Here is a 25,175-nt window from a genome sequence, read left to right as displayed (position 1 = left end):
GCGGGCATGTGGATTCTCAGCCCTCGAGGGCCAGGAAGTCCTCGATGGTCTCGCGCCGCATCATCGGCGTGACGGCGCCGTCGCGCACCGACACGATCGCGGGGCGGTTGAAGGCGTTGTACCGGCTCGACATCGCGTAGGTGTACGCGCCGGTGGCGGCCAGCGCCACCAGATCGCCGCGGCGGATGTCGTCGGGGTACTCCGCATCGCGGATCAGCACGTCGCCCGATTCGCAGTGGGATCCGACGATGCGCGTGGACGTCGCCGTGCCGTCGACGGTGCGGGACACCACGCGGGCGTCGTAAAGCGAGCCGTACAGGGCCGGGCGGATGTTGTCCGACATGCCGCCGTCGACGGACAGGTAGCGGCGGGAAACGCCCTCGTCGACGGTGACGTCCTTGACCGTGCCGACCTCGTACACCGTGACGGTGCCCGGGCCCGCGATGGCCCGGCCCGGCTCGACCAGCACCGACGGGGCCTCGATGCCCAGCTCGGCGGCCGTCTTGGCCACCGCGGTGAGCAGGTCGTGGGCGACCTCGTCGACGTCGAGCGGCTGCTCGTCCTCGGTGTAGGCGATGCCGTAACCGCCGCCGAGGTCGAGCTCCGGCAGGATCACGCCGAGCTCGTCGTGGATGCGCGAGTACAGCTCCAGGACGCGGTCGGCGGCGGCGGTGAAGCCCTGCGCGTCGAAGACCTGCGAGCCGACGTGGCAGTGCAGGCCGACGAGCTCGAGGTTGGCGGCCTTCACCGCGGCCTCGGCGGCGCGGTAGGCCGACCCGGACGCCAGGGAGAACCCGAACTTCTGGTCCTCGTGGCTGGTGGCGATGAACTCGTGCGTGTGGGCCTCGATGCCGGGCTTGACGCGGATCATCACGTGCTGGGCGCGGCCGGCCTCGCCCGCGATGGCGTCGAGGCGCTCGAGCTCCTGGTCGCTGTCGAGCACGACGTGGCCGACGCCTTCGTCGACGCAGGCGCGCAGGAAGGCGTCGTCCTTGTTGTTGCCGTGCGCGGTGATCCGGGCGGCCGGGAAGTCCGCCATCAGCGCGATGCGCAGCTCGTTTTCGGAGGCCACGTCCAGCGACAGGCCCTCCTCCTCCACCCAACGGGCGATGGTGCGCGTCAGAAACGCCTTCGATGCGTAATGCACGTGCTCCGGGCCGCCGAACGCGCGGGCCATGTCGCGGCAGCGCGAACGGAAGTCGTCCTCGTCGACGACCATGACCGGAGTGCCGAAGCGCTCGGCGATGTCCGTCAACGCCACGCCGGCGATGGACACGACGCCGTCGGCGCCGCGGGCGGCATTGCGGGGCCACACGTGGGCCGGCAGGCCGTTGAAGGCGGCGGCACCAGTGGCGGCGGTGGTGGCGGGGTTGGATTCCGTCATGCGCTACATCCTCTCCGGGGCGGTGACGCCGAGCAGGCCCAGGGCGTTGGCCAGCGTCTGGCGCGTGGCCTCGGCCAGGCCCAGGCGGGCGGCGTGCAGCGGCTCGGCGGTCTCGCCGGCCTTCGGCAGGATCTGGCAGACGTCGTAGAAGCGGTGGAACACGCCGGCGAGCTGCTCGGCGTAGCGGGCGACGCGGTGCGGCTCGCGCAGCTGCGCGGCGGCGGTGACCACGGCGGGGAACTCGCCGAGGGTGCGGATCAGCTCGCCCTCGCGATCGTGGACGAGCAGGCCGAAGTCGGCGCCCTCGGAGGTCACGCCCGCCTCGGCGGCGCGGCGCGCGATGGAGCTGATGCGCGCGTGGCCGTACTGGACGTAGTACACCGGGTTGTCGTTGGACTGCGACGCCCACAGCGCCAGGTCGATGTCCAGCGAGGAGTCGACCGACGAACGGATCAGGGAGTAGCGGGCGGCGTCGATGCCGATGGCCTCCACCAGGTCGTCGAGGGTGATGACGGTGCCGGCGCGCTTGGACATGCGCACGGCCTCGCCGTCGCGCAGCAGGTTGACCATCTGGCCGATGAGCACCTCGACGGCGTCGGCGTCGTAGCCCAGCGCCGCCGCGGCGGCCTTCAGGCGGGCGATGTAACCGTGGTGGTCGGCGCCGAGCATGTAGATGCACAGGTCGAAGCCGCGGTCGAACTTGTCCTTCGCGTAGGCGATGTCGCCGGCGATGTAGGCGGCGTTGCCGTCCGACTTGATGACCACGCGGTCCTTGTCGTCGCCGTAGTCGGTCGACTTCAGCCACCACGCGCCGTCGTGCTCGTAGAGCTTGCCGTCGTTCTTCAGCTGCGCCACGGCCGACTCGACGGCCCCGGACTCGAACAGCGAATTCTCGTGGAAGTAGACGTCGAAGTCGGTGCCGAATTCATGCAGGGACTCGCGGATGTGGGCGAACATCAGCTCCACGCCGGTGGCGCGGAAGGTCTCCTGCACCTCGGCGTCGGTGCCGGAGAGCACGTCGGGGTTCTTCTCGATGACCTGCGCGGCGATGTCGGCGATGTAGCCGCCGCCGTAGCCGTCCTCCGGCGTCGGCTCGCCCTTGGCGGCGGCGACGAGGGAGCGGGCGAAGCGGTTGATCTGCTCGCCGTGGTCGTTGAAGTAGTACTCGCGGGTCACCTGCGCGCCACGGGCCGACAACACGCGGCCCAGCGCGTCGCCGACGGCCGCCCAGCGGGTGCCGCCCAGGTGGATCGGCCCGGTGGGGTTGGCGGAGACGAACTCCAGGTTGACCTTGGTGCCGGCGTAATCGTCGCCATGGCCCCACTTCTCGCCGGCGGCGAGGATCTCCGAGACGATCTTGCCCTGCGCCGCCGAGCCCAGGCGGATGTTGATGAAGCCCGGGCCGGCCACCGACGCCTCGTCGATGCCGTCGGTCGCGGCGAGCTTGTCCACCAGCCAGCCGGCGACGTCGCGCGGCTTCGCTCCGGCGCGACCGGCGGCCTGCATGGCCACGTTGGTGGCGTAATCGCCGTGCTCCGGGTTGCGGGGGCGCTCGACGACGACGTCGTCGGGAAGCACCGACGGGTCCAGGTCGTTTTCGGTGAAGACGTCGACGGCGAGGCCGCGGATCAGGGCGGCGAGTTCGGCTGGAGTCATGGTTGCACATCCTAGCGGGTGCGCCGGACCTCGCTTTACGACGGTCGAACGTCCCCGAACACCGCTCTCTGAATCGTTTCCGACGTTACTTTCCGGGCGTAGACTCGGCCCCGAATCAGCCCACCACCCCAGGAGCCCACATGAAGGTCGCGCTTTTCGCCACCTGCGTCGGCGACGTGATGTTCCCCTCCGCGGTCCAGGCCACGGCCGCGGTCCTCACCCGCCTCGGCTGCGACGTCGTCTTCCCCGAGAAGCAGACGTGTTGCGGTCAGATGCACGTCAACACCGGATACCAGGAAGAGGCGCTGCCGCAGATCGACACCTACGCGGACGCCTTCTCCGATCCGTCCATCGATTACGTGGTCGCCCCGTCCGGCTCCTGCGCCGGCGCCGTGCGCCACCAGCACCCCATGATCGCCTCGCGCTTCGGCACCGCCGCCCAGGCCGCGGTGGCCAAGACCTGCGCGAACAAGACGCTGGACCTCTCGGAGTTCATCGTCGACGTCGCCGGCGTCACCGACGTCGGGGCCTACTTCCCCCACCGGGTGACGTACCACTCCACGTGCCACAGCCTGCGCGTCCTCCACGTCGGCGACCGGCCGCTGAAGCTGCTGCGCGCCGTCGAGGGCATCGACCTGGTCGATCTGCCCGGCGCCGAGGAATGCTGCGGCTTCGGCGGCACCTTCAGCGTCAAGAACGCCGAAACCTCTGCGGCGATGGTCGCCGACAAGGTCGTGGCCGTCGAGTCCACCGGCGCGGAGTTCGTCACCGCCGGCGACGCCTCCTGCCTGCTCAACATCGGCGGCTCGCTGCTCAAGCGCGACGGCCACGCTCGGGCACTGCACATCGCCGAGATCCTGGCGTCCACCCGCCGCCACCCGTTCGAGGCCGGACTGGACGCACCGCGGGACGTCGCAAAGCAGGGCGTCGCAAAGCGGAACGGGGAAAACCGATGAGCCCCGTGAACCTGGGCCTGCCCACTCCCCCGCGTGCACCGGCCGGCGTCGGCCACCTGCGCGGCGACGAGGGCTTCACCGCCGCCGCCCACCACGAGCTGCGCAACGGCCAGCTGCGCTCGAACCTGCGCAACGCCACCCACACCATCCGCGCCAAGCGCGCCCACGTCGTCGGCGAAAAGCCCGACTGGGAGCAGCTGCGGCTGGCCGGATCGGCGATCAAACGCGACGTCATGGCGCGGCTGCCGGAACTGCTCGAGCAGTTCGAGGCCGCCGTCACCGCCCGCGGCGGCCACGTGCACTGGGCGCGCGATGCGGCGGAGGCCAACCGCATCGTCACCGACCTGGTGCGAGCCACCGGCGAAACCGACGTGATCAAGGTCAAGTCGATGGCGACGCAGGAAATCGGGCTCAACGAGGCGCTGGCCGACGCGGGCATCTCCGCCCGCGAAACGGACCTGGCCGAATTGATCGTGCAGCTCGGCGACGACAAGCCGTCGCACATCCTCGTGCCCGCCATCCACCGCAACCGCGACGAGATCCGCGACATCTTCCGCCGCGGCATCCCCGGCGTCGACCCGGACCTGGGCAACGAACCGGCGGAGCTGGCGGAGGCGTCGAGGCGGTTCCTGCGCGACCAGTTCATGTCCGCGAAGGTCGCCATCTCCGGCGCGAACTTCGGCGTCGCCGAAACAGGCACCGTCACCGTGGTCGAATCCGAGGGCAACGGCCGCATGTGCCTGACGCTTCCGGAGACGCTGATCACGGTGATGGGCATCGAGAAGCTGCTGCCCCGGTTCGAGGACCTGGAGGTGTTCCTGCAGCTGCTGCCGCGGTCGTCGACCGGCGAGCGCATGAACCCGTACACCTCGATGTGGACCGGCGTCACCGACGGCGACGGCCCGACCGAGTTCCACATCGTGCTGCTGGACAACGGCCGCACCGCCACGCTGGCCGACCCCATCGGCCGCGAGGCGCTCAAATGCATCCGCTGTTCGGCGTGCCTGAACATCTGCCCCGTCTACGAGCGCGCCGGCGGCCACGCCTACGGCTCGACGTACCCCGGGCCGATCGGCGCGATCCTGTCCCCGCAGCTGACGGGCATGGATTCGGCGAAGGACCCCAACGCCTCGCTGCCCTACGCGTCGTCGCTGTGCGGCGCGTGCTTCGAGGTGTGCCCGGTGCGCATCGACATCCCCGCCGCCCTGCTGGAACTGCGCCACCAGAAGGTCCGCGACCACCGTCCGCCGGTGGAGGGCAAGCTCTTCGGCCTGATGGGCTGGGTCATGGGCGGCTCGCGCCTGTGGGACATGACCGTGCGGTCGGCGTCGCTGGCCCGCGTGCTGGGGCTGCGCGACGGCGAGATCCACAAGCTGCCGCTGTTCCTGTCCGGCTGGTCCGACGCCCGCGACACCCCGGTGCCGCCGAAGAAGCCCTTCCGGGCGTGGTGGGGCTCGGATGCGGCCAGAACCAGGCTTGACGACGAAGCCGCGCACCGGATCCCGTCCAGGATCACCGGCGGCGCGGGCATGGAGGAGGACCGATGAACGCCAAAGATTCGGGCGCTGCGGGCGCGGGCGGCGTCGCCAAGCAGGAGATCCTGCGGCGCATCCGTGAGGCTCATGCCAGGTCCGCGGCCGAGCACGTGATTTCGGAGGGCGCCGGCATCGACGAAGGTGCCGCCGACCAGCCGTACCCGGTCCCGCGCGATTACATCCGCGGCCGGAGCACGCCGGGTGCGCAGCTGGTCGACCTGCTCGTCGATCGCCTGGAGGACTACAAGGCGCAGGTCGTGCGGTGTTCGGCGTCCGCCGGCGGCGCCGACGGCATCGGCGCGGCGGTGGCGAAGGTGCTGGCCGACCACGGCGTCGGCCGCGTCGGCATCCCCGGCGGGTTGGACGAGGCATGGCTGGGCGACTTCGGCGCCGACTCCGGCGAGATCGTCGTCGATGATCCGGCGGTCTTCGCCGCCCGCGAGTTGGACGTGCTGGACGGCATCGTGACGTCGTCGGCCGTGACCGCCGCGGAGACCGGCACGATCTTCCTCGACGGCTCCCCCGTCTGCGGCCGGCGTGCGCTGACGCTGGTGCCGGACCTGCACGTGTGCGTGGTGCCAGTCGACACGATCGTCGACGGCGTGCCCGAGGCCATCGCGCGGCTGGACCCCACCGCCCCGATCACCATGATCTCCGGGCCATCGGCGACGTCCGACATCGAGCTCAACCGCGTTGAGGGCGTCCACGGCCCGCGAACGCTGGTGGTCGTCATCGCGGGATAGGCGGGACGCCGCACGCGACGGCACCCGGACACGAAAAAGTCCCGCACCAGATGGTGCGGGACTTGTTTTCGTGCCCCCGATAGGAGTCGAACCTACGACCTTCGGTACCGGAAACCGGTGCTCTATCCACTGAGCTACGGAGGCGTGCGCCCTTGCGGGCAACGTTCGATACTTTAGCACCGCCCCGGCACGAACAACGAAAGGGCCGGTCGTTCGCATCGAATCCCAGACGGTTACTTACACAATCCTTGCCGGAATCTCCGACGAATCCCCGCCGAAATCCCCACTCCTCCGGTATCCCTACGCTTCCGGGATGACCAGCCACGCGCCCAAGTACAGGATCAGGGCCAGCGGCGCGACGGTCAACGCAAGGACGGCGAAGATCACGCGCAGCGCGGTGCCGCTGAAGCCGGTGGCCTCCTCGATGCCGCCGCACACGCCGGCGACCCACTTGTTGGAGTGGCTGCGCCGCACGGGTCGGCCCGCCATCCGGTCGATGGATGCCGACACCTTCTGCTGGTTGAAAAGTCCGTTCTTGTCCATGTTCGCCATGCCCCCGTTATACGGGAACACGGCATTCACCGCCGGGCGGGGCCTGCGCCGGGAAAGTACTACAGCAGCTTCGAACCGTTGCCCTGCTCGGCGTGGTTCATGATCGTCGTGAAGCAGCGGGTCATGTGGGCGAGGTCGTCGTCGGAAAGCTGCTCGAAGACCTCCGACCGGACGGTGCCGACGTAATCCGGCGCCGCCTCCGCGAACACGTGGCGGCCGACGCCGGTCAGGGCCACCGTGTAGTCGGCGTCCGGGTCGGCGCCCGGATCCTCGACGCTGATGACGCCGCGCTTTTCCATGCGCGAGGTGTGCAGCAGCGCGCGCGGGTGATTCCACTTCAGGCGACGGCACAGCTCGTCGACGTGCATGACGCCGTCCTCGGTTTCGCTCAGCGCGATGAGCACCGTGAAGTCGCCGAACGTCAACCCCGTGCGCTCGCGCAGCGTCGCCTCAATGTTGCGCTCCACGCTGCGGAAGGTGGACACGAGCATCTGCCAGAACTGCTGCTCGTCGTCGGTGAGCCAGTCATAGTCGTTCAAGGGGGCGTTCATGGGGACAAGGCTAACGGGGATACCGCCCGCGGGCGTAGTCGAGACGCCGCGCGGCGGGGTTGGCGGGGGTTGGCAAGGGCCGGCGGGCGCCGGTTACGCGATCGTCTCGCCGCGGAAATCCTCGGCGGCGGCGGAAATGGCGCGCATGGCCGTCAGAGCAGCGTCGCGGTCGAGGCCCGGGATCGAGTCGAGTTCGTCGAAGACGATGCGGCGGATCATGCGGACGTGATCCGGTGCGGCGCGCTCGATGACCTCGCGGCCGTGCGCGGTCAGTTCGACGTCGATGCCGCGGGAATCGTTGGCGCAGCGCAGCTTGGTCACCAGGCCGCGCTTTTCCATGCGGGTGATCTGGTGCGACATGCGGCTGCGGTCCCACTTCAGGCCCTCGCACAGTTCGCGCATGCGCACCGTGCCCCCCTCCGCTTCGGAGAGCTGGACCAGCACGGAAAAGTCCGCGCTGGAAATCTCCTCGGTGGTGAGCAGGCGCGTGTCCATCGCGCGCTCGACTGCCTTTGCGGCGCCCATCATCGCCCGCCAAAGAGTTTGCTCGTCGTCATTGAGCCACGGAACTTCCTGCTGCATGTCGCTCACGCTACCCCAATGACCACGTGTTTCACCAAAATCCGGAAAGTTGTTGACACGTCATCCATGCGTCGCTACAGTGTTCATTGTTGATACGGCAACTAGCCGCCGGGCGTGATCCGTGCAATCGTGCACGTGTCCCCCGGAAACGTTGAAAGGACTCTTCCCATGGCTCTCTCCCCCAACTTCGCCGGCACCTGGAACATCGACCCGTCGCACTCGCAGCTCGGCTTCATGGTCCGCCACGCGATGGTCACCAAGACCCGCGGCCAGTTCACCGACTACGCCGGTTCCTTCACCATCGATCCGGAGAACGTCAACAACGCCGCCAACGTCGTCATCCAGGCCACGTCCATCGACACCGGCAACGCCGACCGTGACGGCCACGTCCGCACCGGCGATTTCTTCGAGGTCGAGAAGTACCCGGAGATCACCTTCGTCGCCACCGACGCCAAGGTCACCGGCGACAACGAGGGCGTCCTGACCGGCGACCTGACCATCAAGGGCGTCACCAAGTCCATCGATCTCGACGTCGAGTTCGAGGGCACCAACGTCGACGCCTACGACCTGGAGCGCATCGGCCTGACCGCCTCGGGCTCCATCAACCGCAAGGACTTCGGCGTCGACTGGCAGGCCCCGCTGAACTCCGGCGTCATGGTCTCCGACAAGGTCGTCCTGGAGATCGAGATCTCCGCCGTCAAGGCCCAGTAGTTCCGGCTTTCGGCTGACTCGTTCGGCGAAGGGCAGCGTCTCCCTTTGCTTGACGACGGGGCGTCCCCACCGATTCGGTGGGGACGCCCCTTTTTCGTCGTCGCATGCACGCCGGCCGCGACGGCGCGCCCGCGTTGACGTCATAAGCGCAGGCGTCGGGCGCTTACACCGGCCTCGCCACGCCCTCACAGGTGTCAGTCGTCTGTGCGCAACAGTTCTGCCATGTCCAGGCGGTGACTGCCGCCGATCCGGGAGAACCGCTCCGGGTAACAGGTCAGCACCAGGATCTGGCTGTCCTCTCCGGCGCGGGCGAAGGCGTTGTTCATCTTCCGCAGGCGATCCGGGTCGGAGTAGCCCAGCGCATCGTCGATGATCACCGGCGCACCGCCTTCGCCGTCCATGACGCCGGCGACGGCCAGGCGCAGCAGCACGTCGATCTGCTCCTGGGCACCTCCGGAAAGCGCATCGAATTCGAAGGTGCCGGAGGCGTTGGACCGCGACTTCACCGCCATGCCCTCGTCGAGCTCGAACGTGGTGCTGTGCCCGAAGACCGCGCCGCCGTACTGCGCCAGCTTCTGCAGCAGCGGCTCGCCGATGGTCCGGCGGGTCTCCTTGCGGGCGGCCTCAAGGGTCTCGTACAGCAGCTTCGCCGCCGCGGCCCGCCGATTGATCGACTCCAGTTCGCGGCGCAGGCGGGTGCGCTCCGCGTCGGCTTCGGCCAGCTCCTCGTTGACGCCGGAGACGGACTTGAGCTCGCCGGTCAGCCCGCCCCGGCGGACGCGCAACTTCATCTGCTCGTCGCGCAGTCCTTCCAAGTACGACTCGGCCCCGATCAGTGACGCGTCGGCATCTTCGGCGCCGCGCTCGACCAATGCCTCGCGGGCACGGTCGGCCGCGACCCGGGCATCGGCGAACGTGGCCTCGGCACCCGCCAACCGCTCGGCGAGGTCCTCGTCGTTCTCGCGTGCGCGGGCTTCGGTCAGGGCGTCGACCGCCCGGCGGACGTCTTCGACCCTGGCGTGCTCATCGGCCTGCTTCCGGTGCAATTCGTGGCGGGCCGGGCGGGCGCTCATCGACTGCGCCGCCTGCATGGCGGCCTCGTACTCGACGCCCGCGGTGCGCTCGGCCTCCCGCGCGTCGTCGAGGATGCGCTGCGCCTCGGCCTCGTCGTCGGGCAAATCGGAGGCAACGAAGGCGGCGTCGGAGGAGGCGGCCACACCGTCGCCAGTGCCGTCGTCCGTGCCAGTGGGGTCGTCATCACCATCGCCGTCACCATTGCCTGACCAACCGGCGATCATGTCGGCGCGGATGCCCGGGTAGGCCTCGACGTCGGCGTCGAGCCCCACGCGCGCGTCCTGCATCTCGCCGAGATCGCGGTTGCTCAGTTCGGCGTCGAGGCGGGTGCGGGCGATTTCCAACTCGGATTCGACGGCCGCGCGCGCCTTCGCCTTTTCTTCCGCCCGCTTGACGGAGCTGACCCCCAGGTCCGACAGGATGTCGTCGAGCTTCTCCTTCGCCAGCGCCGCCCGGCCCGAGTACTCGCCGGCCCCGTCACCCGGGGTGACGGTGACGGTGACCTCGCCTACCCGCACGCTCGTCGGCGCGGTGACGGCACGGGTGACGGCCTGCTCGCCGACCTCCACGTCCTCCCCGTCCACAGACACCGTCGCCGCGGTCGCGGCCCTGACACTCAATTCCGACGACGACGCCTCCAGCACCGTCGTCGCCGTACGCCATTCGTTTTCCGCGTCATAGGCCCGCTTGGCGTCGTCGGCGGTGATGCGGTGCTCGGCGAGCTTGCGCCGCTTGACCTTGACCACCTCGTCGAGCTCGCGGACCCGATCGAGGACCTCGTCGAGTTCGGCGAGCTTACGGACGTTCACGCAATGCGCCAGATCCGTGTCCGCCACATGCAGCAGCCGACGTGCCCGGTCCCGCTTCGCCCGCGTCCGGACCACCGTCGCCTCGATCGCGTCGACGTCCCGTGCCTCCGCCGCCGCGGCCTCGCGCAGCGGCACCAGCTCCGCGACGACCGCATCCAAAGCCGTCTGGGCCTGCTTCTCCTGCGCGATCAGCTCGGCGCGCGCGTCCTGCGCCGAGCGGGCGTTGTTCAGCTCCACCGTCGCCAACGTCACTGCATCGTCGGCCTTCGACTTGGCGTGATGGAATTCCTTGAGCTCCGCCACCGTCGCGCGCCACGACGCAACCTCGGCTTCCGCCGCTGGCAGATCCGATTCGAGCTCGGCCCGACGCCGATCGTTCTTCTTCGCCTCGTCGACCAAGTCGCGCACTTCCTCCACGCGCGCGGACGCCGCGGCGTAGCGGGCATCGGCGGCCTCCACCGCCGCGGCCGCCTCCTTCAGAGAGGATTTCTCCTTGCCCTGCGCCGTGTAATACAGCGCACGCTCCGCCAGCGCCGCCTCGACGATGGACTTCTGCTCGTCGGTTTCCGCCGATCCGCCGGACGCCTCCTGCAGGGCCGCCGTCACCTGCGCGTACGCACCCATTTGCAGTGCCTTCTGCTCGGTGCCCTGGCGGGCCACGAACGCGTTCCACAGGTCGCGCGTGCCCTCGCCGCGGGTCAGCTCGTTGAGCCACTGCTGCGCGGCGTCGCCCGCCAGCTGCTTGGGTGCGGGTTCCGCCACCGAAATCTCGGTCAGAGTGGCGTTGCGGTTGCCCGCGAACACCTTGCGCATGGTGAACCGCGTCCCGCCCAGCGTCATGTCCAGCGTCACGTCCGGGAACGTGTCGCGGTTGTTCGGCCGCAGGGCCTTGACTTCCTTGCGGTCGGACTTCGCGGGCCAGGTCAACGCCACGTGGATCGCTTCGGCGATGGTGGACTTGCCCATCTCGTTGTCGCCGGCGATGACGATCACGCCGCGGTCCGGCAGCTCGTCGGCCACCAGATGCTCGATGCCGCGGACGTTCTTCAGCTCGATCGAATGCAGTTTCATGGTCCGCCCCTACTTCCCGGTCCCGGCCAAACGCGCCAACAGCCCCAGGGCATCGGCCGCCGCCCGGCGATCCTCGTCTGCCAACGCCCCGTCCGCCGTCCGCGCCTTCAATTGCTCCGCGGCGTCGAGCGGGAATCCGTTGAGCCCCAGCGACGTGATGTCGCCGTCCTCCGGCACCACGGTGACCTCGCTGCCGCTGCCCCGGCGGTACAGCGCGGCGAACGACGGGGCGATCTCCTCCATGCCCCGCTTCAACTCCGCCGAGCCGATGAGATTGAGCGTCCCGCGCAACGAATACTTCACGCACGTCCGGGACTTGTCGGTGAGCATCCGCAGCTCGTCCAACCACGCCCGCGCATCCTCGACCCCGGCGAAATCGCGCTCCATGGCCCGGAAGTTCCACTGGCCGATGTGCGCCACCTCCACCAACGGCTCCGCATCCGGCGAGGCGTCGACGACCAGGACGTTGCCGGAATGCCTCTCCTTGTCGTCGTAATCCGTCGTTTCGGGCGACCCGGAAAACCACATCCGCCCGGCGTCGTCGAGCTGCTGCGTCGAGTGGGAATCGCCCACGGCCACGTAATGCACGGCACGCTTGCCGACGGCCTCCGCCACCGCATCCAGCGACAGCGTCTCCCCCACCTCCGCGCCGAATCCCGCGACCTGGCCATGCGCGACGGCGATGCGCACCCCGGCGGTGGGCTCCAGCCCCGCCAGCGCCTCGGCGAGCACATCCGTATCCGGGGCCCTGCTGGTCAGCGGCGCCCCGACGATCTCCACTCCCGGGCGCACCTCCACCGGTTCCGAATCGCGCAGGACGTGGACGCCCTTCTGCGCCACCTCGTCGAACACGCGGCGGTGGTAGATCGACGTCGCATCCAGCGCGTCATGATTGCCCGGCAGCAAATACACCGGGACGGGCAGCTCTCGGATCACGTCCAGCGCACGCTGGAAATCGCGTTCCGGCAAAGTGTTTGACTCGAAGACGTCGCCGGCCACGACGATGAACTCCGCGCCCCGCTCCTGCGCCAGCCGCCCCAGCCGCCGCACGGCCTCGAGGCGATCCGCCGAAAACCTGGCCTGCGCCTCGCCGTCGCCCTCCCTGAGAAACCACCGCGTCATGCCCAACTGCCAGTCCGACGTGTGCAGGAACCGCACCGCCGACCCGTCCGCCGCCCGCGAATCCCGCTGCTCATCCATGCCCCGATTCCTATCAGAGCCCCCGGATCACCGCCGGGCGAAACACCCCCGGCGCGCCATCACGCCCGACTCACTCCGCATCGTCGTCGAACGAGGCCGCCACCATGCCGTCGTCGTCTTCGCCGCGCCGTCGCTCCGGACCATCGTCGAGATCGACGTCATCGAAGGACGGCGGCGAGGTCAGGTGGTCCCAGCAGTCCTCGAGGTCGGCGACGGCGCGCAGGGTCTCCACCGACAGCACCGTCGTCGACCGCAGCGCCGCGTGCAGCAGCGTCGGGTCGGTGTCACGCAGCACCACCATGGTCTCCGGGTTCGGGATCTCGATCGCCGGCAGGTCCGTCCCCCAGAAATCCTGCTCCACGATTTCAAGCACCGGATCCTCGGTCCGCGGCCCCGTCGGCCTGCGCACCGGGCCGCGCGCCGCACCGTCGCCGTCGCGCCCCGTCGCCCGCGCCGCAGCCTCGGCGACGAGCCCGGCCAGTTTGTGCCGCGCCTCGAGCACCCCGAGCCCCCTCAGCTCCAGCGCGTTGAGAGGCTCGGCGTCGATCGCCCGCGCCGCCGACGCGGCCACCGCCACCGCGTGCTTGCACACCAGCGTCGCGTCGGGGCACGAGCAGCGGCACGTCGGCGCCTCGTCACCGGCCAGCAGCAGCTGGTCGAGCTGCTTGCCCGGCAGAATGCCCTTCTCCAGGTCATCGGCCGCGCCGGTGGTGCCCGCCAGCCACCGCAGCAGCCCGGCGGCCACTCCGGCGTCGCGGTACGGAAGCTTGATCACCACGGTGAACGGCTCGATCTGGCTGCCGCGGACCTCTCCGACGATCTGCCCGTCGACCATGCGGAAGCCCAGCACGTTGCCGTCGCGGAAGTACGCCTCGCCCCGCCCGCGGCGGCCTTCTTCGGCCCGGTCCGCGACGGCGTCGTAGACCCTGCGCGCGATCTCGGTGCGGGGCCGCACGACCTTGCCGCCTGCTTTGCGACGCTGCGCCGCCCCCTTCTTCCCGCGTGCCCCGCGCGTGCCGCCGCGGGCATCGCCGCGGCCGCCGAAGTCGGCGTAGATGACGTTGTCGCCCCAGGTCACATCACCGTTGGCCATCGTCGTCCTCCTGCTTCATCCCGGGTGCACGCCGCCCGCGCTTCTTCGTGCCGGAGCCCGCATCACCATCGGCACGGCGGCGCTCGCCGAAGGCGATGACATCCGCGAGCTGATCGGGACCGGTGTCGCCGACGCCGGACTTTCGCTTCCGGGAATCGCGCGCCCACTCGTCTTCCACGGTGTGCCCGGCGTCGGAGGCCTCGCGGGCCCGGCGCGAGCGCTCGTCGTCAAGCTTCCACAGACGGTGGAGCTCGTCCAGGCCCATCTCGGTCAACCACGCCTCGCCGGTGGGCATCACCGCCCGCGCCAGATCGACCTTGCCGGCGATGACCTGGTCGATGCGCTCCTCGATGGTCCCCTTGGCCACGAGCTTGTGCACCTGCACGTCACGGCGCTGCCCGATGCGGTAGGCGCGGTCGGTCGCCTGGTCCTCCACCGCCGGATTCCACCAACGGTCGACGTGGACCACGTGATTGGCCGCCGTCAGATTCAGGCCCGTGCCGCCGGCCTTGAGGCTGAGCACCATCACCGGCGGCCCATCCGGCGCGTTGAACTCCGTGACCATCCGCTGCCGCGCCGCCCGCGAAACTCCGCCGTGCAAAAACGGGATGTCCACGCCCAAACGGTCGGCCAACCACGGCTGGAGCATTGACCCGAAGGCCGTGTACTGGGTGAACACCAGAACCCGCTCGCCGTCGAGCACCGCGGCGTCGACGATGCGCTCCAGCTCCGCGACCTTCCCCGACCGGTGCCTGCCCTTGTTCAGCAGCGGAGACCCGTCGGACTGGAAATGCGCCGGGTGATTGCAGATCTGCTTGAGCTTGGTGATGCCCTGCAGCACCAGCGCCCGCCTCTTCATCCCCTTTGCCGCATCGACCTCGCGCTCCAGCTCGTCGATCCAGCCCTTGTACAACAGGGCCTGCTCGGCGGTCAGCGGCACCAGCGCGATGTTCTCGTCCTTCTCCGGCAGATCGTCGAGGATGCCCGGGTCGGTCTTCATGCGCCGCAGGATGAACGGCGCGGTGATCTGCCGCAGCTCCGCGGCCCGCTCGACGTCGCCGTCACGCTCGATGGGAGCGGCGAACCGCGACCGGAACGACCGCGCCGATCCCAGCATGTTGCGGTTGCAAAAATCCATGATCGCCCGCAGCTCGCCCAGGTTGTTCTCCACCGGCGTGCCCGTCAGCGCGATCCGCTGCCGCGCGGGCAGCGACCGCACCGCCCGCGACGCCGCGGTATTCGGGTTCTTCACCGCCTGCGCCTCGTCGAGGATCACGTGATCCCACTGCACCGCGCCCCATTCGCCGGGATCGCGCGCGACGACGCCGTACGTGGTCACCACCAGGTCCGCACCCTCGGCGACGCGCTTGAGTTCCTCACCCCGCGGCCGGTTCGCCCCATGGAGCACCTTCACCTTCAGATCCGGCGTGAACTTCGCCGCTTCCGCGGCCCAGTTGGACACCACGGACATGGGCGCGATCAGCAGAGTCGGGTACCGCTTGACGACGCCGTCCAGCGCCCGCACCGAGTCACCGCCGGCCTCGAGAGCGGCGTCGAGTTCTTCGCGGGCGGCGCGTTCGCCGTCGGTTTCGGCGGCCAGACGGCCGTTCTTCTCGTGCAGCAGCAACGCGAGGATCTGAATGGTCTTGCCCAGGCCCATGTCATCGGCCAGGATCACCCCGAACCCGGCAGAGGACATCCACGCCAACCAGTCCAGGCCCCGGCGCTGGTATTCGCGCAGCTCGCCGGCGAAACCGTCGGGCACGGGTACGCGGGGGCCGTGGAAACCGGCGGCGGCATCGCCCGGCGCGCCGCCCCCGCCTGTCGCGTTCTTGCCGCCCGAGCCCTCATCGGTCGCACGCTTGCCATCGGCGTCATCGTCGAAGACGGCTCGCGCCCACCCGCGGGCGTCGACGTCGACGGGCACCGGCGCCTGCGCCACCGCACCATCGGCGAAGTGGATCTCGCTCAGCGCCGCCGACCCCTTGCCCGTGGCTTCGCCCGCTTTGGTCTGCTCCTCCAGGAACTTCAGCGCCTTGCGCGTCGCCTCCGGATCCGCCGCGACCCAACTGTCGCGCAGGCGCACCAGGCCGGACCCGGATTCGGACAGGCGTCGGACCTCATCGTCGGAAAGCTCCTCGTCCCCCAACGTCAGCTTCCACTTGTAATCCACAAGCTGGTCGAACCCGACGCGGGCCTCCGTCGCGCCGCGCACCGAACCGGTCGGCTGATCATCGCGGGGGCTGACCTCCAGCCGGAGCGCAGGCTGCGCCGTCATCCACGCGCGCGGCAGCATCACGGCGATGCCGGCTTCGCGCAGCTTGTCCACGCCGTCGGCCACCAACGCCACGACCTGGTCGGGGGTCAGCAGGAGATCCAGTCCCTCGCCGGCCGACGCGGCGTCGCGGAACGGCGGGAACACCTTCTGCGCCAATTCCAGCTGCGGGCGCAACTGCGTGAGCACCGAACCACGGCACATCGCCGGATCCAGCCGCTCCGGGGCGTCCACCCCGATGCGGTAGTGCATGCGCAACGGCCAAGACAAGCCCTCATCGCCGTCCGCACCGCCGGCCCCGCCCCGGTTGCGCACGATGTCGATGACGCGACTGGGCTCGGGATCCTCGAAATCCTCGGGTTCCTCCACGACCAGCAGCAGCCGCACGTCCTCGCCCGTCGCCGACGCCCGCCACTGCGCCAGATCCGCAGCCGCATCCGCCGACGCCCGGCGCAACGGCTCCGAATCCAACAACGACCGCACGAACGCCTGCCGGCCCTTCGGCGGCTCCGGCAAATCCGCCAGCAACGCATTGACCGTCCAATGGAACAGCCGCCCGATCAGGTCGTCGAGCATCCCCTTGCCACCGTTGACCACCAGCACCGGCGGGGTGCGCTGCGCGATCTGCGCCCGCCACGACGATTCCTTCAGGCCATCCGGCAACCGCCACTGCGGCCACCACCGGCCGTCCTCCCACGTCACCGCCACCAGCGCGCGCCCCGACCGGGCCCACCGCTCCATGGATTCCTGGACGCGGATGAGGAACCGCAGGTCCGGGGCGATCGCCCGATCATCGGCGTCCCCGCGCAGCGACTCCAGCACCGTCACGGCACGTTCCGGCACGAACGTCCACGTCGGCAGGACGTGGCGCACCTTCCTCCCCTTCGGCGTGCGCAGCTCCACCTCCGGCCGCCCGCGCGGCACCGACGCCAGCACCGCCGCGGCCGCGCCCGGAAGGGCCGCCCGTGCGCCGTCGTCAAGCCCCGCCAGCACCCGGTGCCCGTCCACGCGCTCCAACCACAGATGCAACCCGGAGTCGGGGATCCACAAACCGTGGAGCACATGAGTGGCCGAAGACATGCCCCGATCATGCCACCCGCACCGGATCGCACCGGACGGCACCGGACCGCAGATGTGCGAAAGACCCCGGCACGCGCCACCCGGCCATCCCCCGAAAGCATGGGCCACGCCACATTGTTACGGAGTCGTTATCCGCGCCGCTCACAGGTCACATTAAGGTTCAAGGGACCACCGAAAACCGGAAAAACCCAGGTCACCGTTTTGCGTGCCCAACCCCGACCATGAAAACGTCGATTGGTCACTCGCACGAACGTAGCCTTGATTCCCCACACCAGAAGGAGTGGAACACTTGGAAGCGACGACCTGGTATCTCATCGCCATCGTCATCTACCTGGCCCTGATGCTGTACATCGGGTACGCCGCGTACCGGAAGACCACCGAGTACGACGACTACATGCTCGCCGGCCGCGGCCTGCACCCGTTCGTCGCGGCACTGTCCGCCGGCGCCTCCGACATGTCGGGCTGGCTGCTGATGGGCCTGCCCGGCGCGATCTACCTGTCCGGCCTCAACCAGACGTGGATCGCCATCGGCCTGTGCGTCGGCGCCTGGGCGAACTGGAAGCTCACCGCGCCACGCCTGCGGGCGTACACGAAGGTGGCGAAGAACTCGATCACCATCCCGTCTTTCCTGGAGAACCGCCTGGAAGACAAGACCAAGATCCTGCGCGTCGCGTCGGGCATCATCATCCTGGTCTTCTTCACCTTCTACGTCTCCTCCGGCATGGTCGCCGGCGGACGCTACTGGGAGTCGACGTTCGGCGGCGACTACATGGTCGGCCTGCTGATCGTCTCCGGCGTGACGCTGCTGTACACGCTCTTCGGCGGCTTCCTGGCCGTGTCCTACACCGACGCGGTGCAGGGCATCATCATGTTCCTGGCGCTGATCATCGTGCCCATCGTCGCGATGTTTACGCTGACGTCCAACGGCGAGCCGGTCTCCGACATGTTCTCCTTCGCCGCCGAGAACGCCTACGCGGGCTCCGAGGGCGCGCCGGTCGAGGGCTTCTTCAACCCCTTCACGGGCATCCCGCTGATCACCGCCATCGGCCTGTTCGGTTGGGGCCTGGGCTACTTCGGCCAGCCGCACATCATCGTGCGCTTCATGGCGCTGCGCTCCCCCTCCGACGCCGTCGCCGGCCGCCGCTACGGCGTGACGTGGCAGGTCATCTGCATGCTCGGCGCGACGCTGGTCGCCATCGTGTCCACCGTGTTCTTCGCCCGTAACCCGGAGGCGTCGATCACCGACACGAACGCCTACGAGACCATCTTCCTGGATCTGACCCGCGTCATCTTCCACCCGCTGGTCGCCGGCCTGATCCTGACGGCCGTGCTGGCGGCGATCATGTCGACCATTTCGTCGCAGCTGTTGGTGTCGTCGTCCGCGCTGATCGAGGACCTGTACCGCGGCGTGGTCAACAAGAACCTGAAGTCGTCGACGTCGATGCTGGCGTCGCGCTTCGCCGTGGCCGGCGTCGCCATCGTCGCCGGCATCATCGCGGCGAACCCGAACTCGTCGATCCTGGAACTGGTCGGCTTCGCCTGGGCCGGTTTCGGTTCGGCGTTCGGCCCGGTCGTCGTCGCGTCGCTGTACTGGCGCCGCCTGAACACCCCGGGTGCCGCCGCCGGCATCATCGTCGGCGCGGTCGTGTCCTTCGCGTGGGGCATGAGCTCCCTGACGGACACGATCTACGAGATCGTCCCGGGCGTCGCCGCGTCGGCCATCGCGATGATCGTGGTGACGTTGCTGACGAAGAAGCCCGACGACCACATCGTCGCGGAGTTCAACCACGCCGTCGAGGAGTCGCTCAAGCCGGCCGCCCCGAAGGGCTCCGCCGTAAAGGCCGAGGCGTAGCCGTTCCCTCGCCCACCCTGATGGGGTAGGCGGGAAATTCGACGGAACCGCGCGCAGGCGGGCCGCGTCCAATAGGACGTGGCCCGCCTTTTTCGCGTCTTCGCCCCCGTCCCCCGCCCGGATCGTCCCCATCGCTCTGCTCCGGCCCGTTCCCGTTTTTCCTTTCCGCGTGCCGCTTTACGACGGCCCCCGTCCCCGATCCTCGCCCTGCTCCTGGCATTCACCGTCGTCTGTCTCGGCGGGTGCGCCGGCGCGGATGCCGGTCGCGGCGCCGCCGATGAGGCCGCCGGACTGTTGGCCACCGTGCGCGTGGTGCCGGAGCGCGTGACGGTGCTCGGTTACGACCGCGCCCGGTTCGGCGGGTGGGCGAGGGTCGGAGCGTGCACTGCACGGGAGGCCGTGTTGGCCGAGTGGTTCGGCGACGGCGCGCCGGCTCCGGAATGCGGCGGACGGGGCGTCATCGCCGACCCGTACACCGGCGACGACCTCGGGCCCGAGGGCGCGGACGTCGACCACGTGTACCCGCTGGCGGCGGCATGGGACTTCGGCGCGCATGCGTGGGATGCCCGGCGGAGGCGGGAGTTCGCCAACGACGTCGCGCTCAACCTCGTGCCGGTGGCGTCGGCGGTCAACCGCGAAAAGTCCGATCTCACGCCCGCCGAGTGGCTGCCCGCTCCCCGCGGGCTGCGCTGCGGGTACTCGGTGCGGTACCTGCGCGTCGCCGTGGAGTGGGAATTGCCGGTCTCCGTCGCCGATTGGGAGGCGATGGCCGAGGCCTGCGGCGTGCGGACCCGCAGTGGTTGACGCGCCCGCAACTTACCGACGCCACGTCGATACCGCTTGGGTGCCCGCCACCCCCATCCGCTAACATGGCGCCCCGATGGTCAAGCCGCCCTGCCCGGCGGTTCGCCTATGAAATGCGCGACCACGGGGCCACCCGCCGCCGCGATCGCGCACCAGCCACCGAACCACCCTTGAAAGGCACCACATGAACGACGTCGTTCTCATCGCCCATGTCGTCGCGGCGATCCTGCTGCTCGGCCCCGTCACCGTCGCCATCTCGATGTTCCCGCGCCTGGCGCTGGCCGCCCGCGACGGCGAGGCCGGCACCGTCGGCGCCGCCCGCACCATGCACGCGATCACCCGCACCTACGGCCTGTTCTCACTGGCCGTGCCGCTGCTGGGCGTCGGCGTCATGTTCACCGACCTCGGCTACTACATGAAGGCCGGCGCGCTGCACACGTCCATCCTGCTGGCGATCATCGCCTGGGCGCTGCTGTACTTCGTCATCACCCCGAAGCAGGCCGTCATGATGGCCGGCCTCGGCGTCGCCGGCGAGGACGAGCTCGCCGACGACCCGGACTTCCGCAAGCGCGCCGACAAGGCCGCCAACCTGGACTGGAAGAAGGCCAAGGGCCAGCTGGCCATGTTCTCCGGCATCTTCAGCGCCCTGTGGCTGATCACCGCCGTGCTGATGTTCTTCATCTAAATCAGCTTCCCGGCAATTGAGCCGCCCCGGATTCTCCCGGGCACCTCACGCCGTGCCGAACCCCGGCCGACCGCTCCCCGTGAGCGGTTCGGCCGGGGTTCGGCGCATTCCGCCCTCCCTCTCCTCTCGCCCATCCTCTCCTGCGATCGGGCGCCCACCGCACACCGGTTGGATGCTTTCGCAAAACGACGCTCGGCAACGCCGTTTCCGACTACGCGGCCCGTGTGCCTGGGGCGTTGTCCCTCTCGCACATTCGTCCGTAGGGTCGCGCAGAGGGAGCGGCGTTCACCGCCTGCCCTCCCCGCAGGTCGACCGGCACCCCGGCGTCGCGGGGACCACCCGATTTCGCCCGAGGAGGACACCATGGCCCCCACGCACGACGCCCGCCATTTGATCGACGACGACGGACGCGACGATGGGCAGCCCGCCCTCGTCCCCCTCGAGGATCTGGTGGACAAGGCGGTGACGCGTGCGCTGGGGTGGCTCGCGGAATCGGAACGCGTCACGGGGCGCACCGGCTCCGGTGGTTCCGGCGACTCCGGCAGCTCCGCCGGGGACCCCGCCGCCGATGCCCCCGTCAAGGATTCCTCCGACCACGCCGCCGAGCAGCTGGCCAAGCTCGTCCACGATCCGGCGGGCGTGGACTACACCATGGCGTTCGTCGACCAGGTTGCCCGGCCGGAGGACAACGGCACCGCCGCCAACCAGCTGGCGGCGATGACCAAGGGCACGAAGGCGCCCGCGTTTCTCTCCGCGATGGACCGCGCCGCCATGCAGCTCGGCGGCATCATGGCGCCGAAGTTCCCGTGGCTGGTCATGCCCATCGCGCGCAAGCGCATGCGGCAGCTCGTCGGCCACCTGGTGCTCGACGCCGACGGCAAGGCCTTGAACGAGTTGCTCAGCGACGCCCGTGCGCGCGACCGCCAGCTCAATCTCAATCTCCTCGGCGAGGCGGTGCTCGGTTCGAAGGAGGCGCAGCGCCGCCTGCACGACACGATGGCGCTGCTGCGAGACCCGCTGGTCGACTACGTGTCGGTCAAGGCCTCCAGCGTCGTCTCCCAGCTCAACCCCTGGGACTTCGACGGCAGCGTCGAGCGCCTGGTGCAGACGCTGCGCCCGCTCTACCGCATCGCCGCCGACGCGCCGGGGCAGGCGCAGCGCGCCAACCCGCCGTTCATCAACCTGGACATGGAGGAGTACCACGACCTCGACCTGACGCTGGAGGTATTCGAGCGGATCCTGTCCGAGGACGAGTTCCTCGGCCTCGAGGCCGGCATCGTCCTCCAGGCGTACCTGCCGGATTCGGTGGCGGCGCTGGACCGGCTCATCGACTTCGCCAAGAAGCGCGTCGCCCGCGGCGGCGCCCCGGTCAAGGTCCGCCTGGTCAAGGGCGCGAACCTGTCCATGGAAACCGTCACCGCGGATCTGCACGGCTGGGTGCGCGCGCCGTACTCGTCGAAGGCGGAGACCGACGCCAACTACCTGCGCCTGCTCGATCGGTCGCTGCGCCCCGACGTCGCCGATGCCCTCCGCGTGGGCGTCGCCAGCCACAATCTGTTCTCCATGGCCGCGGCCGTCGAACTTGCCCGCGCCAGGGGCGTCGAAAAGCAGATCGACGCCGAGATGCTGCAGGGCATGGCGCCGATGCAGCAGAAGGTGATTCAGGAAGACGTCGGGCGTTTGATCCTGTACACCCCCGTCGTCGACGCCGACAGCTTCGACGTCGCCGTGAGCTACCTGGTGCGCCGCCTGGAGGAAAACGCCGCGGAGGAGAATTTCCTCCACGCGATGACCAGCGTCGACGAGTCCGAGCGCGCCGGCGGCGACGGCCCCGACCCGCGTTCGCCGCAGTCGCCGATGTCCGGGCAGGAGGAGCGGTTCCGCCAGGCCGTCGCCGAGCGCGACGCCACCCGCGAGGCCCCGCGCCGCACGCAGGACCGCCGCGTCGAGGGCCCGCCGACCGCGCCCGACGCGGCACCGGGCACGACCACCACCCCGCGCGCCGAGCAGGCACGCACCGCGGCGACGACCACGGCGTTCCGCAACGAACCCGACACCGATCCCGCGCTGCCCGCCAACCGCGAGTGGGCCGCCGACCTGGTCGATCCCGCGCAGGATCCGGGGCCGTCGAAGGCGCCGCTGATCGAGGACGTCGCCGACGTCAACGGCGTCGTCGACCGCGCCATCCGCGTCCAGGGGGCCTGGGCGGATCTCGGCGAGCATGGCCGCGCGTCGGTGCTGGAGACCGTCGGCGATCGTTTCGCGTCGCGCCGCGGCGCCCTCATCGCCGCCATGGTCCACGGGCCGGGCAAGACCGTCGCCGAGTCCGATCCCGAGGTCAGCGAGGCCATCGACTTCATCCGCTACTACGCCGCGTCGGCCAGGGCCATCGCCGACGAGCCGGGCATCGCGTTCACGCCCAACCGCGTCACCGTTGTGTCGCCGCCGTGGAACTTCCCCGTCGCCATTCCCGTCGGCGGCATGGTCGCGGCGCTGGCGGCGGGGTCGGCGGTGATCATTTCTCCCGCGCCGCAGGTGGTGCGGGTGGCGGAAGTCGCCGTCGCCGCGCTGCGCCAGGGGCTTGCCGACGCCGGCGCGGACCCGGATCTGATTCAGCTGGCCAACACCGACGAGGGTGCGGCCGGCCGGGCGCTGCTGACGCATGACGACGTCGACGCGGTGATCCTCACCGGCGCCTCCGAGACGGCGTCGCTGTTCCGCGGCTGGCGGCCCGAGCGGACCGTGCTGGCGGAGACCAGCGGCAAGAACGCGATCATCGTCACCCCGGCCGCCGACCCGGACCTCGCGGCGCGCGACGTCATTTCGTCGGCGTTCGGCCATGCCGGGCAGAAGTGCTCGGCCGGGTCGCTGGTCATTCTCGTCGGCGCGGCGGGCAAGTCCGAGCGGTTGCTGGGGCAGATCCTCGACGCCGCCGAGACCCTCCGCGTCGGCCACGGCCGCGACCTGTCCACGGACATGGGCCCGCTGGTCGAGGCCCCGGGCGACAAGCTGCGCCGGGGCCTGACGGCGCTGGAGCCCGGCGAGAAGTGGCTGGTCACGCCGCGCCAGCTCGACGACGACGGCCGGATCTGGTCGCCGGGCATCCGCGACAACGTCAAGCCCGGCTCGTGGTTCCACCTCACGGAGTGCTTCGGCCCGGTGCTGGGCATCATGCGCGCGCCCGATCTGGAGACGGCCATCGAGTGGCAAAACGCCGTCGACTACGGGTTGACCGGCGGCATCCACACGCTGGATTCCGCCGAGGTCGCCACGTGGCTGTCGAAGGTGGAGGTGGGCAACGCCTACGTCAACCGGCACATCACGGGCGCGATCGTGCGCCGCCAGCCGTTCGGCGGCTGGAAGGGTTCGTCGGTCGGGCCGGGCGCGAAGGCCGGTGGCCCGAACTACGTGGCGCAGATGGGCACGGTCCACGATGCGCCGGCACCGAACATGCCGCAGGCCAGCACGGATCGCGGCACCAACGCGGTGCTGCGCGATCTGGCCGACGCCCTGCGCGCCAGCGCGATCGGCGCCACCGACTCCTCGGGCACGGGTTCGGCCGACGCTCCCCCGGCCACGCCCGAGTCGGACGCCGCCACGGACGCCACCGGCAAGGCTGCCTCCGCGACGACGGCGGCGGACCTGGGCACGGACATCGACACCGCCATCGCGTACCTGCAGGGTGCTGCCGGGTCCGACGCCCACTGGACCGCGACGGAGTTCGGCGTGGCCAAGGACGAGTCCGGGCTGGTCGGCGAGGCGAACGTGTTCCGCTACCGCGCGTACCCGACGCCGGTCGTGCGCGTCGGCCCCGGTGCGCATCCGGTGGCGTTGGCGCGCACGGTGCTGGCGGCGGCCGCCGCACGCCATGCCGCCGGGCGGTTGTCGCAGTCCGGCGGGCATGCGGAGGACCCCGTGGTCTCCATCGCCCCGTCGGTCATCGGTGACGCCGAGGACGGTACGCATCCGGGCGCGTCGCCGAGCCGCGCGGATTCGCCGGTCGCGGCGGTGCTGCGGGTGCTGTCGGCGCATGGGCTGGTGCGGGTCGTGGTCGAGGATGACGCCGACTTCACCGCCCGCGTCTCCGCCGCCGCGTCCTCGCGGGTGCGGTGCCTGGGCGCGGTGCCCACGGCTGCGTTGGAGGCCGCCGCCGACAACGGCTCGTGGCTCGATCGCGCGCCGGTCGTGCAGAGCGGTCGCCACGAAATGCTCCATTACCTGCGCGAGCAAGCCGTGTCGTGGTCGCTGCACCGCTTCGGCCACGTGTCGGAGTCGGCGGAGCGCAACTTGCGGGCGGCGTTCCGGAAGTAGCTTCGCGCTTGACGACGCCGCCGGCGCCCCGTGATCACCCGGGGTGTGCCGGCGGCGTCGTTCGCATTGGCCTGCGCATCTGCGACGTCGTCCGTGCGGCATGGCGGTCGGCCCGCGCCACTTTCGCCACAATGTCATGGCCGCATAACGCCGCGACAACGATGCATCAACAGCGCCCCGATCCCCTTGCATTCCCCGCCGAAAAGGAGAGCGGTGGGCGCCACAGTTGATCGGGACACCGGATCACACCG

17 protein-coding genes and 1 tRNA gene are annotated in these 25,175 nt (G+C 69.9%); 8 read left to right on the top strand and 10 right to left on the bottom strand.

Annotated features, from left to right (window positions below; translation table 11 throughout):
• Positions 1 to 16 precede the first annotated feature (16 nt).
• Positions 17 to 1,384, bottom strand: a complete 1,368-nt coding sequence (gene lysA / locus CX1_RS05205) for a diaminopimelate decarboxylase (protein WP_060925358.1) — start codon at positions 1,382 to 1,384, stop codon at positions 17 to 19.
• 3 nt (positions 1,385 to 1,387) lie between these two features.
• Positions 1,388 to 3,040, bottom strand: a complete 1,653-nt coding sequence (argS, locus tag CX1_RS05200) for an arginine--tRNA ligase (RefSeq protein ID WP_046651177.1) — start codon at positions 3,038 to 3,040, stop codon at positions 1,388 to 1,390.
• 140 nt (positions 3,041 to 3,180) lie between these two features.
• On the opposite strand from argS, the gene CX1_RS05195 reads away from it, so the two are divergent.
• The 3 genes from CX1_RS05195 to CX1_RS05185 are packed head-to-tail and all read left to right on the top strand — an operon-like array spanning position 3,181 to position 6,274.
• The gene (locus tag CX1_RS05195) at positions 3,181 to 3,996 is read left to right on the top strand and encodes a (Fe-S)-binding protein (protein WP_082719120.1); all 816 of its coding nucleotides are present in this window, start codon (positions 3,181 to 3,183) and stop codon (positions 3,994 to 3,996) included.
• Positions 3,993 to 5,543 carry a LutB/LldF family L-lactate oxidation iron-sulfur protein gene (locus CX1_RS05190; protein WP_046651178.1) on the top strand — a complete coding sequence of 517 codons (1,551 nt, stop codon included), beginning with the start codon at positions 3,993 to 3,995 and terminating at the stop codon, positions 5,541 to 5,543. The genes CX1_RS05195 and CX1_RS05190 overlap by 4 nt, the downstream gene beginning before the upstream one ends.
• Positions 5,540 to 6,274 (top strand): LutC/YkgG family protein, encoded by a 735-nt coding sequence (locus tag CX1_RS05185; RefSeq protein ID WP_052753309.1) that lies wholly within the window; start codon positions 5,540 to 5,542, stop codon positions 6,272 to 6,274. The genes CX1_RS05190 and CX1_RS05185 overlap by 4 nt, the downstream gene beginning before the upstream one ends.
• Positions 6,275 to 6,345: 71 nt before the next feature.
• On the opposite strand, the gene CX1_RS05180 is transcribed toward CX1_RS05185, so the two are convergent.
• The 4 genes from CX1_RS05180 to CX1_RS05165 form a co-directional block, all read right to left on the bottom strand.
• A tRNA-Arg gene (locus tag CX1_RS05180) sits at positions 6,346 to 6,418 on the bottom strand.
• 156 nt (positions 6,419 to 6,574) lie between these two features.
• Positions 6,575 to 6,826, bottom strand: a complete 252-nt coding sequence (locus tag CX1_RS05175) for a PspC domain-containing protein (protein ID WP_082719119.1) — start codon at positions 6,824 to 6,826, stop codon at positions 6,575 to 6,577.
• Between the two features lie 59 nt (positions 6,827 to 6,885).
• On the bottom strand, positions 6,886 to 7,377 hold the full coding sequence (locus tag CX1_RS05170; protein ID WP_240941436.1) for a MarR family winged helix-turn-helix transcriptional regulator: 492 nt from the start codon (positions 7,375 to 7,377) through the stop codon (positions 6,886 to 6,888).
• 93 nt (positions 7,378 to 7,470) lie between these two features.
• On the bottom strand, positions 7,471 to 7,959 hold the full coding sequence (locus tag CX1_RS05165; protein WP_046651180.1) for a MarR family winged helix-turn-helix transcriptional regulator: 489 nt from the start codon (positions 7,957 to 7,959) through the stop codon (positions 7,471 to 7,473).
• A gap of 168 nt (positions 7,960 to 8,127) precedes the next feature.
• Here CX1_RS05165 and CX1_RS05160 point away from each other — a divergent pair, with 168 nt between their 5' ends.
• Positions 8,128 to 8,670: a YceI family protein gene (locus CX1_RS05160; RefSeq protein WP_046651181.1), complete on the top strand. Its 543-nt coding sequence runs from the start codon at positions 8,128 to 8,130 to the stop codon at positions 8,668 to 8,670.
• Positions 8,671 to 8,864: 194 nt separating this feature from the next.
• On the opposite strand, the gene CX1_RS05155 is transcribed toward CX1_RS05160, so the two are convergent.
• The 4 genes from CX1_RS05155 to CX1_RS05140 all read right to left on the bottom strand — a co-directional run bounded on the left by CX1_RS05155 (position 8,865) and on the right by CX1_RS05140 (position 17,272).
• Positions 8,865 to 11,624, bottom strand: a complete 2,760-nt coding sequence (locus CX1_RS05155) for an ATP-binding protein (RefSeq protein ID WP_046651182.1) — start codon at positions 11,622 to 11,624, stop codon at positions 8,865 to 8,867.
• A gap of 9 nt (positions 11,625 to 11,633) precedes the next feature.
• Complete coding sequence (locus CX1_RS05150; protein ID WP_046651183.1) at positions 11,634 to 12,824, bottom strand: metallophosphoesterase family protein; 1,191 nt, start codon at positions 12,822 to 12,824, stop codon at positions 11,634 to 11,636.
• Between the two features lie 70 nt (positions 12,825 to 12,894).
• Positions 12,895 to 13,917, bottom strand: coding sequence for a hypothetical protein (locus CX1_RS05145; protein WP_060925357.1), 1,023 nt, complete (start codon positions 13,915 to 13,917; stop codon positions 12,895 to 12,897).
• A complete protein-coding gene (locus CX1_RS05140) occupies positions 13,904 to 17,272 on the bottom strand; it encodes a DEAD/DEAH box helicase (protein WP_146780702.1) in 3,369 nt (1,122 codons plus the stop codon). The genes CX1_RS05145 and CX1_RS05140 overlap by 14 nt, the downstream gene beginning before the upstream one ends.
• Before the next feature lie 289 nt (positions 17,273 to 17,561).
• Between CX1_RS05140 and putP the strand changes: the two genes are divergently transcribed.
• From putP to CX1_RS05120, 4 genes are all read left to right on the top strand, one after another.
• Positions 17,562 to 19,124, top strand: a complete 1,563-nt coding sequence (putP, locus tag CX1_RS05135) for a sodium/proline symporter PutP (protein WP_060925386.1) — start codon at positions 17,562 to 17,564, stop codon at positions 19,122 to 19,124.
• Positions 19,125 to 19,427: 303 nt separating this feature from the next.
• Positions 19,428 to 19,928 (top strand): HNH endonuclease family protein, encoded by a 501-nt coding sequence (locus CX1_RS05130; RefSeq protein ID WP_244465540.1) that lies wholly within the window; start codon positions 19,428 to 19,430, stop codon positions 19,926 to 19,928.
• A gap of 184 nt (positions 19,929 to 20,112) precedes the next feature.
• A complete protein-coding gene (locus tag CX1_RS05125; RefSeq protein ID WP_046651184.1) occupies positions 20,113 to 20,613 on the top strand; it encodes a hypothetical protein in 501 nt (166 codons plus the stop codon).
• 363 nt (positions 20,614 to 20,976) lie between these two features.
• The gene (locus tag CX1_RS05120; protein ID WP_113570028.1) at positions 20,977 to 24,924 is read left to right on the top strand and encodes a proline dehydrogenase family protein; all 3,948 of its coding nucleotides are present in this window, start codon (positions 20,977 to 20,979) and stop codon (positions 24,922 to 24,924) included.
• Positions 24,925 to 25,175: the final 251 nt, after the last annotated feature.

The sequence above is a fragment of the Corynebacterium xerosis NBRC 16721 = ATCC 373 genome (genome assembly GCF_001552415.1).
In the GTDB taxonomy this organism is placed as follows: Bacteria; Actinomycetota; Actinomycetes; order Mycobacteriales; family Mycobacteriaceae; genus Corynebacterium; species Corynebacterium xerosis.
Note: the sequence above shows the minus strand (reverse complement) of the source record. Positions and strands in the feature narration are given on the sequence as shown.